This window comes from Phragmitibacter flavus (genome assembly GCF_005780165.1).
GTDB classification, from domain to species: Bacteria; Verrucomicrobiota; Verrucomicrobiia; order Verrucomicrobiales; family Verrucomicrobiaceae; genus Phragmitibacter; species Phragmitibacter flavus.
Window position 1 is genome coordinate 252,395 of sequence record NZ_VAUV01000001.1, and the last position, 17,314, is coordinate 269,708.

The following is a 17,314-nucleotide window of genomic DNA, read 5'->3' on the forward strand; positions in this document are numbered from 1 at the left end:
CAATTTGGAAAGCTTTCTGCTTTTCACCACGTGTATCTATCTCCTTGAGGCACTTTGCCATCATCTTTCGTATCTGTTAAAAGTGCAGTCGCCATGAAACGGATCCTTTTTCCCATTCTCCTGATTGGATCGCCATGGGTGACGATGAAAGGGTCTTCCGCCCTGCCGGGCGAATCAGCCCCGGCGTCGGATCAGCAATTGACCCTCGAAGGGTCGAAAGTGGCCTCGGCTCACGCGCACTATCTGTTGGCGCGACAGTTGGAATCCGAGGGGCACATGCGCGAGGCGTTGCGCCATTATCTGGCGTATTTGGAGCAAGGATCGTTTTCGGAAATGATCCCGCATATCGCGAGTTTTGCGGCAGTCTATGATGGACTGGATGCGGCGATGGACATCCTCGATCGGGCCATTGAGAGCCAGCCTGACAATCCCCAGCCGGCCATCACCCTTACTCAAATGGCTCTGACGCGTGCAGCCAACGATGACCAATTGCAGGAACGCGCAGCCAAGGTTTTAGCCCGGACGCTGGAAAAATTTCCTGATCGTGCCGAAGTTTATGAGAATGCGGTGAGCTATTATCTGGCGCTCGGCAAAAAGGACGAAGCCCAGTCGTTGTTGGAAAAAGCGTTGCTGGTAAAACAACAAGACCCACTGTTTTGGCTGAGCCTCGGTCGAAGTGCCCAGGAGCTTTGGCCGCTGGCCGATTCCGATCATCGCGATGCCCATCTGCCAAAGATTAATCCATATCTCGCGAAAGCCACCGCCTTGGCGTTGGGTCAGGGAAATGAAGAGGCGTCGCTGCAGGCGATGGATTTTTATCTTTTCACCAATCAGTTTCCGGAGGCGATCGCCGCGTGTGAAGCAGTGGTGAAACAAAAGGGCAGTCTTGAAGCGCACAAACGTCTGTGGCGTTTGTATGATGCCAGTGAAAGACCTGCGGAGGCATTCGAGGCTCTGTCGAAGCTGGTGGAAGCTTACCCGCAGGATGTTGAACACCGTCGATATCTCGCCTTGCATTACCGCAATCGCAGGGAGTGGGACAAGGCAGCGGAACATCTCGAAGCGGCATTGCAGGCAGGCGGTGGGGGCCTGTCTGATTACCTGATGATCAGCAATCTGTTGCTGGTCGGTAAAGATGAAGAAAAACTCGACCGCTTCACGGCCCGTGGTGAGCAGTTGTTTCCACAAGATCCGCACATGGGTTTTTTCCGCGCCTCTGCCTTGGCCCAGCTCGACAAGTTCAAGGAAGCAGTGGACCTGTTTGAAAAGGTCTCCAAGACCGCTGAAACGGCAGCTCCCGATTTGTTGGATGACTCGTTCTATTTCTCATGGGGAGCGGCGCTGGAACGCAATGGGGAGTTTGATGAAGCCGCCCAGCAATTTGATCGCAGCATCCAGTTGACCCCCCCTGACCAGTTGGAGCGTGCGGCGCGAACGATGAATTACCTTGGCTACATGTGGCTGGAGCAGAACCGGCAATTGGACAAGGCGGAGCAGTTGATCAAAAAAGCGAATGAACTGGTGCAGAATGAACCGGCCTACATCGACAGCCTGGGCTGGATGCATTTCAAAAAAGGTCGCCATGCGGAGGCTTTGAAGGAGTTGCTGCGCGCGGAGTCATTGATGGAAGAACTGGCTCCGGAAGACGCGGAAATCCTTGAGCACATCGCGCTGACTTATGAACGGCTCGATGATGAAGCCAAGGCAAAGGAATACTGGCAGAAGACATTGGATCTGGATCCCACCGATGAAGAAATTCGTCAGCGTGCGATGAAAGGCTTGGGCATGCAGTTGCCTGAATCCAAGCCAAAGCATCCATCCGATGAAGAAGGTGTGAGGCTGCCGTAAGTTCTGTGCGAGGCTCATCAGCCTCGAGTGGCGGGGTTTGACGAAACCGGCATCCGTGGCAGGTTGAAATGGAGAAATCATGCTGGCCCCTCTCGACCGAAAATTGCTGCGCGACTTGGGGCGCATGAAAGGCCAGATGGTGGCGGTGAGCCTGGTGATGGCTTGCGGTTTGACCATGATGATCATGACGCGATCATTGATCCTTACCCTGGAGGGAACGCGTGATGCCTATTATCAAACCAACCGCATGGCGGATGTGTTTGGATCGTTGAAACGCGCTCCCATGGCCATGGCGGATCGGATTGCGCAACTACCGGGCGTTGCTGCGGTGGAACCACGAGTCGTGGTGGAAGTGACGCTGGATTTGCCCTGGCTGACGGAGCCGGCGACAGGGCATATCGTGTCGTTGCCGGAGGATCGGCCGCAGATTCTGAACCAGCTGTTTTTACGCAAAGGCCGCATGCCAAGGTTGGATGAACGTCGCGAGGTGGTGGTCGGTGAAGCGTTTGCGTTGGCGAACAAGCTGGAGCTTGGCGATACGGTCGCGGCGATCATCAATGGGCGGCGCGATTCGTTGGTGATCACGGGCATCGGCCTGTCGCCGGAGTTTGTTTTTGAGGCGCGCGCCGGAGAGACGTTGCCAGACAACAAACGGTTTGGGGTGATCTGGATGAACTACCGTGCGGTGGCGGTGGCTTACAACATGGATGGCGGATTTAATGATGTGTGTGTGGATTTGGCTCCCGGTGCGAACGCCGAAGAGGTGATCGAGCAGATGGATCTTCTGCTGGAGAATTATGGGGCGTTTGGAGCGTTCACGCGAAAGGACCAGCCATCGGCTCGGCGGCTTGATGATGAATTGAGTGTGTTGCGGGCCTTGTCGGTCGTGTATCCAATTGTGTTTTTGAGTGTGGCAGCGTTCATGGTCAATGCGGTGCTGGCGCGGTTGATCCGCCTGCAGCGTGAGCAGATCGCGCAGTTGAAGGCCTTGGGATATTCATCATGGCAGGTGGGGGTGCATTATTTGAAGTTTGCGTTGGTGATCGTGTGTTTGGGAACTGTGCTCGGTGGAGTGGCGGGCAAATATCTGGGCACGGGACTGGTAAACATGTTCACGCAGTTTTTTAAGTTTCCGACGTTGGAGTTTCAGTTCGATTATTCGGCGCTGGGACTGGCGTTGGTGGTGAGTGCAGTTTCGGCCACAGTGGGCGTTTATGGCGTGGTGAAACAGGCGGTTTCGTTGCCGCCGGCAGAGGCCATGAGGCCGGAACCACCGGCGGACTTCAAACCGTCGTTGTTGGAGCGGATGGGATTGACGAAAGGGATGTCACCCGGATTCCGAATGGCCTTGCGCAACATCGAGAGGAAGCCGTTTCAGTCGATCTTCACGATGGCGGGTTTGGCTTTGGCGACGGGATTGATGGTGTTGCCGGGGGCGATGGGCAACAGCATTGATTATCTGCTGACGTTTCAGTGGAACCTCGCGCAGCGTCAGGACGTGGTGGTTTTTCTAACCGAGCCCGCAGGTGGCAGCGGCTTTCATGATCTGACGCATCTCCCCGGAGTGCAGCATGCCGAACCGGTGAGAAGTGTGCAGGCGCGCTTGAGATATGGTCATCGCTACCGGCGCATGGCCGTGACGGGACTGCCAAGAGATGCGGATCTGAACCGGTTGTTGAATGAAAAAGGCGACCCGATGACCATGCCCGAGGACGGGGTGATCATGTCAAAAATGCTGGGGGAAATTCTCGGGGTCGAAGTGGGTGACGAAGTGCAGTTGAATGTGTTGGAGGGTCAGCGGCCGACTCGTTCAGTGGTGGTGCGCGGATTGTTGACGGACTATTCCGGGGTGGCGGCCTATATGGATTTGGAGGCGTTGCGTCGCTTGATGCGCGAAGGCGATACGGTAAACGGGGCGTATTTGAAGGTGGATCAAACGCGGTGGGAGGATTTTATGAAGGAGGTGAAGGAGACGCCAAGGGTGTCGATTGTGCTGGTGAAGCGGGAGCAGTTGGCGGCTTTTCGGGAGACGATTGGGCAGACGATTGGGATTCTACGTTCGCTGTATTTCACGCTGGCGATCATTGTGGCCTTTGGTGTGGTTTACAACAGCGCGCGCATTGCGTTGTCGGAACGCAGTCGCGAGCTGGCGACGTTGCGGGTGGTGGGATTCACGCAACGCGAGGTGGGCAGCGTGTTGCTGGGTGAGTTGAGCATTCTGGTCCTGGCATCGCTGCCGTTTGGACTCTTGTTTGGTCGTGGACTGGCGATTTTTATCATGTCGTCGTTCAGCACGGAGTCGGTGCGCATGCCGCTGGCGGTGAGTCCGAGCACCTATTCCATTGCAGTGATCGTGGTGCTGACCGCGTCGGCGTTATCGTTCTGGGTGGTGAGCCGCATGCTGAGGAAGCTCGACATGGTGGGCGTGTTGAAAGCGCGGGATTGAGGATGAGTTTGTTGCTGCGTTTGGGGAAAGCGGGTCTAATTTAGGATAACATGTCTGTCAGCAGTGCTTCGACCAACGAGGAAAAAGAAACCGCGCCTTGGGAGGCGAAACGAACCCAGCCGAAACGTGGTCGTTTGCGCAAGGTGATCACCTGGGGACTGGGACTGGGTTTGCTGGTCTTCATTGGTTACGGCTTGAAACCGCAGCCGGTGGAAGTCGAGGTGGTGAGCGTGACGCGTGGACCTTTGACGGTGCATGTTTCGGAAGAAGGCAAGACACGCATTCGCAACCGCTATGTGCTGTCAGCGCCGGTGGCGGGTCAGATGCAGCGGGTGCCGTTCAAGGCAGGCGACAAGATCAAGGCGGGTGAAACGGTTTTGACGGCGATCGAACCGACGCTGGCTCCGCTGTTGGATGCCCGCAGCAAAGCGCAGGCGGAAGCACGGGTGGCGATGGCGGAGGCGGCGTTGAGCCGTGCCGGTGAGGCGGTGCAGATCGCGAAAACGACCGCGCAGTTTGCCGAGACCAATTGGGAACGGGTGAAGAAGATTGCGGATACCGGGAGTGTGTCGGCTTCAGATCAAGACAATGCCGAAAGTGCAGCCATGGTGGGCAAGCAGGAAGTCCAGTCAGCAGAGTTTGCTTTGCAGGTGGCGGAGTATGATCTTGAGCAGGCCAAAGCAGCATTGATGCAGATGGAGTCGCCGAAAGTTGCGGGTGCAGTGATTGAAGTGAAGGCACCCGTGACTGGCGATGTCTTGAAAGTCATGCAGGAAAGTTCTGCCGTGGTGACTCCTGGAACGGCCATCATGGAAGTGGGTGACCCACGCGACATCGAGATTGAGGCGGAGATCCTTTCGCGCGACGCCGTGGCCATTGAACCCGGTGCGATCGTGAGCATTGAACAATGGGGCGGTGAGCCATTGCGTGGCCGGGTGCGTCGCGTGGAACCGGCCGCCTTTACCAAGGTGTCAGCATTGGGGGTTGAGGAACAGCGTGTGATTGTGTTGGTAGATTTTGTCGATCCCCCACCGGAAGTGCAGCGACTGGGGGATCGCTATCGTGTTGAAGTTCGGGTGGCGGTTTGGAAAAAAGAAGACGTGATGTTGATCCCGGCGGGCGCGGTGTTTCGTGAAGGCAATTTGTGGCGCACTTTTATCTATGACAACGGCAAGGCCAAGGCGGTCACAGTGGAAGCGGGAAGAAGTGATGGTCGAATGACTGAATTGGTCAGTGGGTTGGAAGTGGGTGCTGAGGTGTTGCTCCACCCGCCAGACACGGTGATGGATGGGGTATCCGTGAAGAAGCGGAATTAGAAAAACAGCGCGGCTTTCTGATAACCAATGCGTTCGTAATACCCGAATCCGCAGATGGAGTTGGATTGCCCGTCGTCTCATGAGAGTCAATAATTACAATTATGTGTGCTTCGGATGCCGGACGTCAATTCGACATCCTTCATCAGCGGATCGGGCACCGAAATGCCTCACCTGTGAAGCCGAATGTTTCTGCCTCGGATACAAAGTGGAGGTTCCCCGACATGCCGATGTCAAAGCTTGGCAGAATCTCGAAAAAGAGTGCCGACGTCGACAACAGATGCACGAAGAAGAACGGATGCTCATTCGGGTTAGACGACAACATTTTCTGGAGCAAGAGATCCAGAGACTCGAAGCGATGCCTGAAAACCGGGATCGCAGGCGACAGATCAAAAACTTACAAGATCAGCTCGCAAGGATCATCGAAAATTAGGCCAATCATGAGTTGTAGGTCGAAGCGGAACTTCGCAGTGCCTCCCTACCTAGGGCGACTCTGATTATAAGTTCCCAATGGAATCGAATGATTGCAGAACTTGATGCTTTTACTGTAAACAAGTTAGCAGTCCCGCCATGAAATCAACGCTTCCTTGTTTCATCTTTCTCTTTTTGTGCTCGGTGGCCCCGGAACTTTTTGCGGTCGAATCGAAGCGACCCAACATCGTCTTCATCGTTGCCGACGATCTTGGATACGGCGAGCTTGGTTGCTACGGCGGAAAGGAGATCCCCACACCGAACCTTGATCAGCTCGCAGCGGATGGGTTGCGATTCACCAATGGCTACGTCACGGCGCCGTTCTGTGCGGCTTCACGCGCGGGGTTGCTGACCGGGCGTTTTCAGACTCGCTTCGGGTTTGAGTTTAATCCTATTGGCGCAAAGAATGTGGAGCCGGGTATTGGTTTGCCGGTGAGCGAGAAGACCGTCGCTGACCGGCTCCGCGATGTGGGTTACGTAACTGGTCTTGTCGGGAAGTGGCATCTCGGGGGAACGGCGCCTTTTCATCCGCAGCGTCGGGGGTTCGACGAATTTTTTGGCTATCTGCATGAGGGCCATTTTTATGTGCCGCCGCCGTGGAAAGGCGTGACGACCTGGCTGCGTCGCAAGACCCTTCCGGGTGGCGGCAAGGGACGTTGGACTTCGCCCGATGGTCGCGTGGTGTGGAGCACTCATCTGGGGATCAATGAGCATGAATACGACACCGACAACCCGCTCCTGCGTGGAAGCCAGCCGGTGGAGGAAAGGGCAAATCTGACCGATGCGTTCACGCGTGAGGCTTGTGATTTCATCGAGCGGCATCGCACGCAGCCATTCTTTCTGTATCTTGCTCACAGCGCGGTGCACAGTCCGATGCAGGGGGCGGACGACTACATGAAAAAGTTTGCGCACATCGAAGACATCCAACGTCGGATCTTCGCGGCCATGCTGGCGCATCTGGACGACAGCGTTGGTGCGGTAATCGCGAAATTGCGCGAGACGGGTGTCGAAGAAAACACGCTGGTAGTTTTCTTGAGTGACAATGGTGGGCCCACGAAAGAACTCACGTCGAGCAACGCGCCGCTGCGCGGAGGCAAAGGGCAACTGTGGGAGGGAGGCATTCGCGTGCCGATGATTATCTCATGGAAAAGTGCGGGACGGGTCGGACGGGTGATCGAAGATCCGATGATTTCAATGGATGCCACGGTCACGGCATTGGAAGTTGCAGGTGCCGGATCGGATGAGTTAAAAAAGCTCGACGCCATAAGTCTGATGCCGTTGCTGACTGAACAAATGAATGAAGTGCCAGATCGTCCGCTGTTCTGGCGGATGGGCAAAAGAAACGCGATGCGCAGTGGTGATTGGAAGCTCATCCGCGATGGCGGGGAATGGGAGTTGTATGACCTCGCGCGTGACATCGGCGAATTGAACAATCTTGCCGCCCGGGAACCCGACCGCGTAAGGCAGATGTCCAGGTTGTGGGAAGAATGGAGCGCTGAACAAAGTGAACCGCTTTGGAAATGAACGGGCGGATGAAGTGTTTCGGTTTCAGGTAGATTGATTTCCATCCATGTCCGAAAACGGCGAGCGCGATCTTTCAGATGCGTTAGCTTGTAGGCATGTCAGCACCTCCAGATCCGGAACTTTGCTATCATGCGTTGAAGGCGCATGACCGGCGGTTTGACGGGGTGTTTTTTGTGGGGGTGACCTCGACGGGGATCTATTGTCGACCGGTCTGCACGGCGCGGGTGCCGAAGCGCGAGAACTGCCGCTTTTTTCATCATGCAGCGGGAGCTGAGGCGATGGGGTTTCGACCATGTTTGCGTTGCCGACCGGAGCTGGCGCCGGGTCTTTCAAATTCAGATGCGACTGCCAGCGTGGATGCGATTGACCGGCTGTCCCATGCGGCTTTGCAACAGATTGAGTTGGGTGCCTTGAGTGATGGCGAAAGCCTGGAGTCGCTGGCGGAAGACTTGGGAGTTTCGTCCCGACACTTGCGTCGGGCGGTGCAGCAGAGCTTTGGCGTGAGTCCGATTGAACTTGCCCAGACGCACCGGCTGCTGATGGCAAAGCGGTTGTTGACCGAGACATCGTTGTCGGTCACCGAGGTTGCCTTGGCAAGTGGGTTTAGGAGTTTGCGACGGTTCAATGCGCTGTTCCAGACTCGCTATGGGCTGAATCCCACGGGCCTTCGGAAGGGCGTTTCCGCTGGTCAGAAGACAGACGGCGATCTGTTGCTATTGACGCTTTCCTATCGTCCTCCGCTGGCTTGGCGGGTGCTGCTTGCTTATCTAAAACGACGTGCCATTCCCGGGGTGGAGCTTGTCACTGATACCCACTATGCGCGCACGGTTTCGATTGGTGATTGTCGGGGTTGGGTGCGCGTGAGTCATCTCGAATCGATTCATGCTTTGGAGGTCGAACTCTCATCAAGTTTGCTGCCAGTGCTACCCAAGGTGCTTGGGCGCATTCGACAAGTGTTTGATCTGGACGCGAATCCGGAAATGATCGCCGCTCATTTTTCCGGTGATCGACTGTTGGGGCCGATGGTCCAAAGAGAACCCGGGCTGCGCGTTCCTGGTGCTTTCGATGGTTTTGAAACGGCGTTGCGCACCATTCTTGGTCAGCAGGTGACGGTCGCAGCGGCCACAACGATGATGGCCCGATTGAACGCGGCATTTGTGGAACCAGCGAGCACGCCCATCCCCGAATTGAATCGGTGGCCATTGCGTGCGGGTCGGATTGCAAGTCTTCAGATGGATGATCTAGGCAGGCTCGGCGTCATCCGCCAGCGGAGCGCGTGTATTCTGGCCTTGGCGGCCGAAGTGGTATCGAAAAAGGTTCGACTTGCACCCGGATTGCATGCGGCCCAAACGATGAGTCGGTTGCTTGATATTCCGGGCATCGGCGCCTGGACGGTCGAATACCTGAGCATGCGGGTGTTGCGCTGGCCGGACGCGTTTCCGGCTTCGGATCTTGGGGTGCGAATGGCTTTGGGTCGCATCACGGCCAAAGAAGCGGAAAAACGCTCATCAGCCTGGAGACCTTGGCGCGCTTATGCGGTGCAACACCTCTGGCATTCCCTTGAAACCACAAAAATCTCGTCATGAACCCGATCTATTTTTCTTATTATGCGAGCCCGGTTGGAACCCTGCTGTTGAGCAGTCACGGACAAGCCTTGAATGGCGTTTGGATCGTGGGAGAAAGTCACGCACCTCGAGTAGATGCGACCTGGGTGCCAGATGAGCACCGGTTCGCAAAGGCCAAGGAACAGTTCGATGCCTATTTTGCGGGTGAGCTTCAAACCTTTGATCTCGAACATGCCGCGTGCATGGGCACCGGTTTTCAACAGCAGGTCTGGAAAGCGCTGGCGGAAATTCCTTATGGTTCAACGATCAGTTATGCGGAGCTGGCACGGCGGATTGGAAATCCAGCAGCGGTGCGGGCGGTGGGATCGGCGAATGGTCGTAATCCGATTTCGATCATCGTGCCGTGTCATCGGGTGATCGGAGCGAATGGTTCGCTTACCGGCTACGGCGGTGGATTGGCGGCAAAAAAGTGGTTGTTGGAACATGAAGCGCGACACGCGTTCTCGACGTTCACGCTTCAATGATGATGATTGACGGGGCGGACTTGCGATGCGAAGCAGGTGGTCCACTTAACCGATTTTTCATTTTATGGCTACTGCACGCGAAAAAGGCATTCAATTTCTCAAGGACAACGCCACCAAGGAGGGCGTGACCACCACAGCCAGTGGGCTACAATACAAAGTCCTCACCGAAGGAACCGGTAAAAGCCCAAAGGCGACCGATACGGTGGTGGTTCACTACAAGGGCACGCTTCTCAATGGCGAGGAATTCGACAGTTCTTATGCGCGTCGTGAACCGGCGGAATTTCCGTTGAACCGCGTTATCAAGGGCTGGACCGAAGGGGTGCAGTTAATGAACGTGGGTTCGAAATTTGAGTTCTACATTCCTTCCGAGCTTGCTTATGGCAGCCGCGGCGCGGGCGGTGACATCGGCCCGGATGAGACGCTGATTTTCCAGGTGGAATTGCTGAAGATCTGGGATTGATCGCAACTAAGATTTGAATTGGGGAGGGACAGGAATGTCCCTCCTCCTATTTGATTAAGCCCAGCGATTCCAGACGGCTTTAACGGCGGGTTGGGCTTGTTCCCAGCTGAGACGAGAATCGCCTTTCGCTTCTTGCCAGCGTCCTTTGAGGATGCCTTCGAGATCTTCGAAACTGCTGGTGCGTTGCAGCTCTTTGGTTTCGTAGCCAAGCCGGTAGGCGGGGGCGTAGTCGGCAAAGTTATATTGAGGATCGAAGTAGGCTTCGTTGCCGCATTGCTGCTGCCAGTGCGATTCTTCCGACTCTGGACTGATGGCTTCCACGGCGCGGTCGGTTGGATCTTGGGACTCAGCCACATTCTTGCCCATGAGTCCGCCGGCAACTGATCCAGCCGCGGCACCAATCACGATGCCCACGGGACCACCGACGGCACCAATGGCAGCACCGGTGAGACCTCCGCCCAAGGCACCAACTCCGGTTCCAACCGGGTGGGAGCTGGGTTCACCCGTGATGGGATCGAGGTTCTGATCGTGTTCCAATTCTGCTTCGCGTTCGGTTTCCATGGGTGTTTATTTGGTTCGGTTTAACTCTCCCGGGTAGCATTTCGGTCCCAGGCGGCTTTGATGGCGGGTTGGGCCTGTTCCCAGCTCAGCGGTGATTTGCCTTTCGACGACTCCCACAAATAGCGAAGGTTGGCTTCTTGATTTTCGAACCTGCTGACGGATTGCAGTTCCTTGGTTTCATACCCGAGACGGTAGGCGGGGGCATAATCGGCATACGTAAACCGATCGTCGAAGTAGGGTTCGTCGTGGCAGTGGTAGGCCCAGTAGGACGCTTCGGAGGCGGGGGTGGAAGAGGAAGGGATGCCGTGGGATTGAAGGTGGGCGGGTTCGGCCACATTCTTGCCGAGCAATCCTCCGGCGACCAGGCCTGCCACCGCTCCGATCATGGCGGCGATGGGACCACCGACTGCACCGAGGGCGGCTCCGGTGATGCCTCCGCTGAGGGCTCCGATACTGGTGCCGACGGGGTCGATGGCCGTTCCCGCAGGAGCGGGGTCATGGGAAAGTTGGCGGTGCTGGCGCTGGCTGGTCATGATAAAGGGGATTCGTGCGCCAGGGAGTTTCTGCGCGTGCTTTTGGCGTGGACGTTGTCAACTGGACGATTGTGTGTCATGGTGGCGGCCCTCCATGCCGCGCGTTTATATCAAGACTTATGGCTGCCAGATGAATGAACGTGATTCCGAACAGGTTTCACAAATGTTCATCGAGCGTGGCTATACCATGACGCCGACGGAGATGGATGCGGATGTGGTGCTGATCAACACGTGCTCGGTGCGCGATCAGGCGGAGCAGAAGGCGATTGGCAAGATGGGGATGGTGAACAAAAATGTGCGGCGTCACCGTCCGCATTTGGTGACGGGTTTTATGGGGTGCATGGCGCAGAGCCGTGGCGGCGAGTTGCTGGATCTGGGAAAATCGAAGGTGGATCTGGTGGTGGGCACGCAGAAATATCACCGCGTGGTGGAGTATGTGGAGCAGCTGGTGCGCAATCGTGAAGAGCGGCAGATGGATGAGGAACGGTTTTCGATCGTGGATGTGGCTGAGGAGGAGGCTTCGCAGAACAGCATTCGCGATCACATTTTGAAGGACGGGCAGGCGACGGCGTTTGTGAGCATCATGCAGGGCTGCAACATGAAATGCACATTTTGCATTGTGCCTTACACGCGGGGCGGAGAGCGCGGCAGGCCGATTGCGGAGATCGTCGAGGAGGTGCGTCGGCTGGCGGATCGCGGGGTGAAGGAGGTGACATTGCTGGGGCAGATCGTGAATTTGTATGGTCGGCATGAGTTCCCGGCGGTGGATGGCAAGAGTCCGTTTGTGCAATTGCTTGAAGGAGTGCATGGCGTGGACGGGATTGAGCGGATCAGGTTCACGAGTCCGCATCCAATTGGATACAAAAAGGATCTGATTGAGGCGTTTACGTATCTGCCGAAGCTGGCCGAGCATGTGCATCTGCCGTTGCAGAGCGGGTCGGATGCCATCTTAAAAAGGATGCACCGGCCTTACACGACGGCGCGATTTGAGGAGTTGGTGGCAAAAATTCGCGAAGCGCGGCCGGGGATTGCGGTGACGACGGACATCATCGTGGGGTTCCCGGGCGAGACGGAGGAGAATTACCTGGAGACGCGGGCGTTGTGCGACCGGGTGAAATTTGAGAACGCGTTCATTTTCCGTTATTCAAAACGACGTGGGACGCCTGCGGCAGAAATGGATGAGTCGATCCAGGTGTCGGAACGGGTGAAAGAGGAGCGGAATCAGGATTTGCTGGCGCTGGTGAATGGTCACGTGCAGGCGAAGTATGCGGAACTGGTGGGGCAGAAGGTGGAAATTCTTTGCGAGGGTCCGAGCAAAACGGTGTCGACACGACTGATGGGGCGCACGCGGACCAACAAGATCGTCGTGTTTGATGGCAATCCGGCGCGGCATGTAGGGCAGATTTTTGACGTGCAGGTGAGCGGGTTTGAGAATTTCACGCTTTACGCGGATGCGATTCTCTCCGACTAGCAGCGTCGCACTTCGACGACCGATTTCATTTCCACCTTCCTCCATGCAAGCTCTCTACGACTGGATTTTTCATCAGAATGCCGATGGCAGCGGGCTGACGCTGAAGACGGCGGGCCTGATCCTTGGGCTGGCTTTGCTGGGCAAACACCTTTGGGCTTGGTTGAATGTGGACACGGTCAGTTCCTTTCTGAAGGCATTTCCACGCAGCCGGTTCTGGGGCGTGGCTTTGATGGTGGTTTGCCTGGCGTGGAGCATGTTCCTCGCACTTCACATGGACATGGGAGAGTTTTTCACCATGCGGCGCTGGCTGCTGATGATTTTGCCGGCGACTTTCATTTTGGTGGTGATGTATGTGCCGGAGTTTCTGGCAGTGCGGGCATTGGGGACTCTGCTGCTACTGGCGGCTTCGCCGGTGTTGCATGCGTCGTTTTTGCAGCCTCAGATCAGCCGTCTGCTGCTGCCGATTTTGGCATATGCATGGATCATCGGTGGCATGTTTCTTGTTGGGATGCCCTATCTGATGCGGGATGCGGTGACGTGGTTGACCCAGTCGAAGGGCCGGATGAAAGCGGCGGCGCTGGCGGGAGCGGCTTACGGGGCGTTGATTCTGGTGTTTGCGCTGACCAGCTGGTGATTGGCCTATGTCGATGGGCAAACAACGGCGGGTGCTGGTGATCCGCGGCGGGGCGGTGGGCGATTTCATCCTGACTTTGCCGGCGATTGAACTGCTGCGCGAGAATATCGCGGGGGTTCATTTGGAGGTGTTGGGTTATGCGCCGATCATTGAGCTGGCGAAGGCGGGGGGACTGGCGGAGCAGACACGCAGTCTTGAGCATGCGTCGATGGCCAAGCTTTTTGTGCCGAATGCCACGATTGATCCGGCATTGGTGGAATACCTGTGCGGGTTCAATTTGGTGGTGAGTTATCTGTATGATCCCGACGGCTATTTTCGGGGGAATCTGGAGCGGATCGGGGTGAAGACCCTGCTGGAGGTGCCGCATCGAGTGGAGGCGGGCAAGGGACATGCGGCGGAGCAACTGGCCAAACCGTTGGAGAAGCTGGCGATGTTTTTGGATAATCCGGCTTCACGATTGAAGATCGAATGTGGGGAAATGTTGGAAGGCGACGTGCTCGCGGTGCATCCAGGCAGTGGATCGCTGTTGAAGAACTGGCCGGTCGATCGTTGGATTTCTTCGGGCGCGGCATTGATGAAGTCTTTTCCACAGTTGAAGCTGGCGTTGATCACCGGCGAGGCGGAACGGGAACGGGGCATCACGGAGAAGGTATTGGAAGGATGGAAAGGGCTCAGGGTGGAGCACTGGGATCAATTGCCTTTGCCGGAGCTGGCCAGTCGGTTGTCCGGTTGTCGGGGATTTATGGGGCATGACAGCGGCATTTCGCATCTGGCGGCGGCCTGCGGGGTGCCATGTTTGTTGTTCTTCGGTCCGACCGATCCGGCGATCTGGGCGCCGAGGAACAGCGGCGTGGAAGTTTTTGTCGAGGCTGGAGGAAATCTTGCTGGGCTGAGCCTGTCGCAGGGTTTGGCACTGATGGAGGATTTTGCGACGAGACTGGTCAATAAAAAATGATGCGCAAGCTTGTCCGTTGCGCTTCTTCCACTAAATAATGTGCTCATGTCCGAAAAAGAACGCCCCAAATTCCGCACCTTCCTGATGTTCGGCGCCCCGGGCAGCGGCAAGGGAACCCAGGGGGTCGTGCTCGGCACCATTCCCCGTTTTTATCACATGGCTTGTGGTGATGTTTTCCGTTCGCTCGACACCCGCACTTCGCTGGGTCAGGAGTTCATCAATTATTCCAGCCGGGGTCACCTGGTGCCGGACGAAGTCACCGTGAGGTTGTGGCGGGTGAACATCAATGACCGGGTCAAGACCCACCAGTTCAAGGCGGACATCGACTTTTTGGTGCTCGACGGCATTCCGCGCAACGTGGAGCAGGCTCGTTTGCTCGAGGAGGACATTGACGTGTTGCAGGTGTTCCATTTGAGCTGTCCCGACCGGGCTGAACTGGCGCGGCGTCTGCGCAAGCGGGCGCTGAAGGACAATCGTTTTGATGATGCGAATGAAGAGGTGATCCAAAAACGCATCCGCACCTATGAGGAGGAGTCGAAGCCGATTCTTGAATACTATTCGCAGGGCAAATATGCTGGACGTCAGGTGGTGACGGACATCAACGCAACCGAGACGCCGGTGAAAGTGGTGCACAGCATCCTCAGTCGCATCATGGAGCTGGATGAGTGGAAAAAGGTGGGCAGTCTGGTGGTGTGAAGATTTGTCCCCAGCTATCAACCTTTCTGATTCAGCTGCATTTCATTCAGGGGCGAAGAACTTGGCCGTAGGTGCCCAGACGCCGTTGCCAATCCGATTCTGATCTTTCAAAGAAGGCGAAGGAGAGGGATATGGGTTTTGAGCGCCAAGGGCGCGGCTCTACGACAGCCTTGGGCAACGCCCAAGGATAGACGGACCGTTCTTTGAAGGGCTGAAAGCCCGCCTTATCGTGTCGACGGTTGTAAACCAACTGCGTGGTCTTAGTCATAAAGCCCGGGTTGTTGCCCCGCTTCTAGCGCGCTCGAACGAACCCCACGCCAAAAATTCTTTAAGAAGCATGTCACAAAATTTGTTTCCCTTACAACTGGGTGAAAGCGTAATTGATTGGGCGTGAGGCGGTGTTTAGCATTGCCTGCGCACAAAAAGTTCGCTAAGAATTAATTTCGAATCGCGTTATAAACAGGGGTGGTCCTGCCGCCATAACAATTAGAATTGCAAACAAAGTGCTACATTTCTGGCAGAGAAAATGCTAAAAAAATTTGGAAGAAGTCTAAAAAACCTGTGTTAGACTCTTCACCCCCCAAAAATTAATTTCCCCTTTCACACACTTTCTTATGGCAAGCATGGAACTCGACGGCGGCATTAAAATCTATCTGCGCGAGATCGGCAAGACAGATTTGCTGACTCCCCAACAAGAGGTGGATCTCGCCGAACGCATCAAAAAAGGCGATCCAGAAGCTCGCTCCCACATGATCCGCGCCAACCTTCGGTTGGTGGTGAAGATCGCCCAGGATTACGCCAACTACGGTCTTCCTCTTCTCGACTTGATTTCTGAAGGCAACATCGGCTTGATGAAAGCCGTGGAGCGTTTCGACCCCAACAAGGGCGGCAAACTCTCTACCTATGCGGCCTGGTGGATCAAACAATCGATCAAACGCGCCTTGGCCAACCAGTCCAAGACCATCCGCCTTCCTGTTCACATGGTGGACAAGATCAGCAAGATGCGTCGTGTGGCCATGGCGATGTCTGAAGAACTCGGTCGTGAACCCACGGATGACGAACTTTCCGAAGAGATCGGCATTGACCGCGGCAAATTGAGCCAGTTGAAGGTTGCTTCGATGCGTCCTGCCTCCCTTGATGCGCCAATCAGCGACGACGACTCCACCGAATTCGGTGAAATCGTTGGCGATGAAAACGCGCAGACGCCGTTTGATTTGCTCAGCCACAAGAACATGCACAGCCAGCTCGACGGATTGTTGACCGTGCTGGATGAACGTGAGCGCAAGATCATTGATGCCCGTTTCGGTTTGAATGGCCAGAAATCCCGCACACTTGAAGAAGTGGGCCAGGAGTTTGGCGTCACCCGCGAGCGTATTCGTCAGCTGCAAAACATCGCGTTGCGCAAGCTTCGCCGTGCCTTGCAGAAGAAGGAAGATCCGATTCCAAAAGCGCTGCGCAATGCCGGTGGCAAAAAAGGCCGCAAGAAGAAGAAGGAATCCGTGATCGCGGATTGATTCGTTCTCTCGAAGGGAGCGCGGACACTCTTGTCCGCTTCAGTTTCTGGCTGAGTGGACACGAGTGTCCGCGCTCACTTAAGTCCAGCGGTGGATCCGACTGTCCAGATTAAACACCTGACCGGAAGTGTGCGGCATTTGCTTGTCCAGAAACGCAATGAAACGAGCCACGCTGGCCGGATCATTGAAGCGGTTGAGCACGTGGGATTGTTTGAAATTCTCTCGTTGGGCATCGTTGAGATGAGCGGTCATCCGAGTCTCGAGAAAACCGGGGAGCACGACGTTCACCCGGATGTTCCGCGATCCATATTCACGAGCCAGACTGGCGGCCAAACCGTGCAGTGCCGCTTTAGAGGCGGCGTAATTGGATTGGCCAGCGGTGCCGTTGAGAGCAGCATGAGAACTGATAAAGACAATGTGGCCATTGCGCTGCTTCGACATCATTTTGAGCGCGGCTCGGGAAATAAGGGAGTGCCCGGTGAGGTTGACCGACAGGACTGCCTCAAAATCTTCCGCAGTCATTTGGAGTAGGGGTTTGTCCCGAATGATGCCGGCGTTGCAGACGAGGAGGTCGAGTTGACCAAGCTGCTTGATGTATTCCCAAACGGAGTCTGCGGAACGGATGTCCAGCTCTGCCTTTCCTGGGGCATAAACAGAGTATTCCTGGGCAGTTAGTTCGGATTTCAGTGCCTGGGCGAGATCACCATGCCCCCCCGTTATGAGTGCGATGGGCATGATCGGAGTGAGTGGGTTGAAAAAGGCATGCGCGTGTTGAGGGCTGACGAGCCAGACTCTCAAC

Annotated in this window: 15 protein-coding genes; 12 read left to right on the forward strand and 3 right to left on the reverse strand. The window is 55.9% G+C overall.

Annotated features, from left to right (window positions below):
• Positions 1 to 144: 144 nt before the first annotated feature.
• From FEM03_RS01100 to bamJ, 7 genes are all read left to right on the forward strand, one after another.
• Positions 145 to 1,848, forward strand: coding sequence for a tetratricopeptide repeat protein (locus FEM03_RS01100; RefSeq protein WP_206170786.1), 1,704 nt, complete (start codon positions 145 to 147; stop codon positions 1,846 to 1,848).
• Between the two features lie 79 nt (positions 1,849 to 1,927).
• The gene (locus tag FEM03_RS01105) at positions 1,928 to 4,294 is read left to right on the forward strand and encodes an ABC transporter permease (protein WP_138084327.1); all 2,367 of its coding nucleotides are present in this window, start codon (positions 1,928 to 1,930) and stop codon (positions 4,292 to 4,294) included.
• A 50-nt stretch (positions 4,295 to 4,344) separates the two neighbouring features.
• Positions 4,345 to 5,610: an efflux RND transporter periplasmic adaptor subunit gene (locus tag FEM03_RS01110; RefSeq protein ID WP_138084328.1), complete on the forward strand. Its 1,266-nt coding sequence runs from the start codon at positions 4,345 to 4,347 to the stop codon at positions 5,608 to 5,610.
• A gap of 567 nt (positions 5,611 to 6,177) precedes the next feature.
• Entirely contained in the window at positions 6,178 to 7,602 is a 1,425-nt protein-coding gene (locus FEM03_RS01115) for a sulfatase (RefSeq protein WP_138084329.1), read from the forward strand.
• 95 nt (positions 7,603 to 7,697) lie between these two features.
• The gene (locus tag FEM03_RS01120; protein WP_138084330.1) at positions 7,698 to 9,188 is read left to right on the forward strand and encodes a DNA-3-methyladenine glycosylase 2 family protein; all 1,491 of its coding nucleotides are present in this window, start codon (positions 7,698 to 7,700) and stop codon (positions 9,186 to 9,188) included.
• Complete coding sequence (locus FEM03_RS01125; protein WP_138084331.1) at positions 9,185 to 9,691, forward strand: methylated-DNA--[protein]-cysteine S-methyltransferase; 507 nt, start codon at positions 9,185 to 9,187, stop codon at positions 9,689 to 9,691. The genes FEM03_RS01120 and FEM03_RS01125 overlap by 4 nt, the downstream gene beginning before the upstream one ends.
• 64 nt (positions 9,692 to 9,755) lie before the next feature.
• Positions 9,756 to 10,151, forward strand: coding sequence for a BamJ family beta-barrel-assembly machinery protein (gene bamJ / locus FEM03_RS01130; protein WP_138084332.1), 396 nt, complete (start codon positions 9,756 to 9,758; stop codon positions 10,149 to 10,151).
• A gap of 54 nt (positions 10,152 to 10,205) precedes the next feature.
• Here bamJ and FEM03_RS01135 read toward each other — a convergent pair whose 3' ends face one another.
• Both FEM03_RS01135 and FEM03_RS01140 read right to left on the reverse strand, forming a co-directional pair.
• On the reverse strand, positions 10,206 to 10,712 hold the full coding sequence (locus FEM03_RS01135; protein ID WP_138084333.1) for a hypothetical protein: 507 nt from the start codon (positions 10,710 to 10,712) through the stop codon (positions 10,206 to 10,208).
• Between the two features lie 20 nt (positions 10,713 to 10,732).
• The gene (locus tag FEM03_RS01140; RefSeq protein WP_138084334.1) at positions 10,733 to 11,245 is read right to left on the reverse strand and encodes a hypothetical protein; all 513 of its coding nucleotides are present in this window, start codon (positions 11,243 to 11,245) and stop codon (positions 10,733 to 10,735) included.
• A gap of 94 nt (positions 11,246 to 11,339) precedes the next feature.
• On the opposite strand from FEM03_RS01140, the gene miaB reads away from it, so the two are divergent.
• From miaB to FEM03_RS01165, 5 genes are all read left to right on the forward strand, one after another.
• Complete coding sequence (miaB, locus tag FEM03_RS01145) at positions 11,340 to 12,716, forward strand: tRNA (N6-isopentenyl adenosine(37)-C2)-methylthiotransferase MiaB (RefSeq protein ID WP_138084335.1); 1,377 nt, start codon at positions 11,340 to 11,342, stop codon at positions 12,714 to 12,716.
• A 43-nt stretch (positions 12,717 to 12,759) separates the two neighbouring features.
• Positions 12,760 to 13,350 carry a hypothetical protein gene (locus FEM03_RS01150; RefSeq protein WP_138084336.1) on the forward strand — a complete coding sequence of 197 codons (591 nt, stop codon included), beginning with the start codon at positions 12,760 to 12,762 and terminating at the stop codon, positions 13,348 to 13,350.
• 7 nt (positions 13,351 to 13,357) lie between these two features.
• Positions 13,358 to 14,305, forward strand: coding sequence for a glycosyltransferase family 9 protein (locus FEM03_RS01155; RefSeq protein ID WP_138084337.1), 948 nt, complete (start codon positions 13,358 to 13,360; stop codon positions 14,303 to 14,305).
• A gap of 45 nt (positions 14,306 to 14,350) precedes the next feature.
• Positions 14,351 to 15,001: an adenylate kinase family protein gene (locus tag FEM03_RS01160; protein ID WP_138084338.1), complete on the forward strand. Its 651-nt coding sequence runs from the start codon at positions 14,351 to 14,353 to the stop codon at positions 14,999 to 15,001.
• 614 nt (positions 15,002 to 15,615) lie between these two features.
• Positions 15,616 to 16,515, forward strand: a complete 900-nt coding sequence (locus tag FEM03_RS01165) for a sigma-70 family RNA polymerase sigma factor (RefSeq protein WP_138084339.1) — start codon at positions 15,616 to 15,618, stop codon at positions 16,513 to 16,515.
• A gap of 78 nt (positions 16,516 to 16,593) precedes the next feature.
• Here the strand turns inward: FEM03_RS01165 and FEM03_RS01170 are convergent, their stop codons facing one another.
• The gene (locus FEM03_RS01170; RefSeq protein ID WP_138084340.1) at positions 16,594 to 17,250 is read right to left on the reverse strand and encodes an SDR family NAD(P)-dependent oxidoreductase; all 657 of its coding nucleotides are present in this window, start codon (positions 17,248 to 17,250) and stop codon (positions 16,594 to 16,596) included.
• Positions 17,251 to 17,314 lie beyond the last annotated feature (64 nt).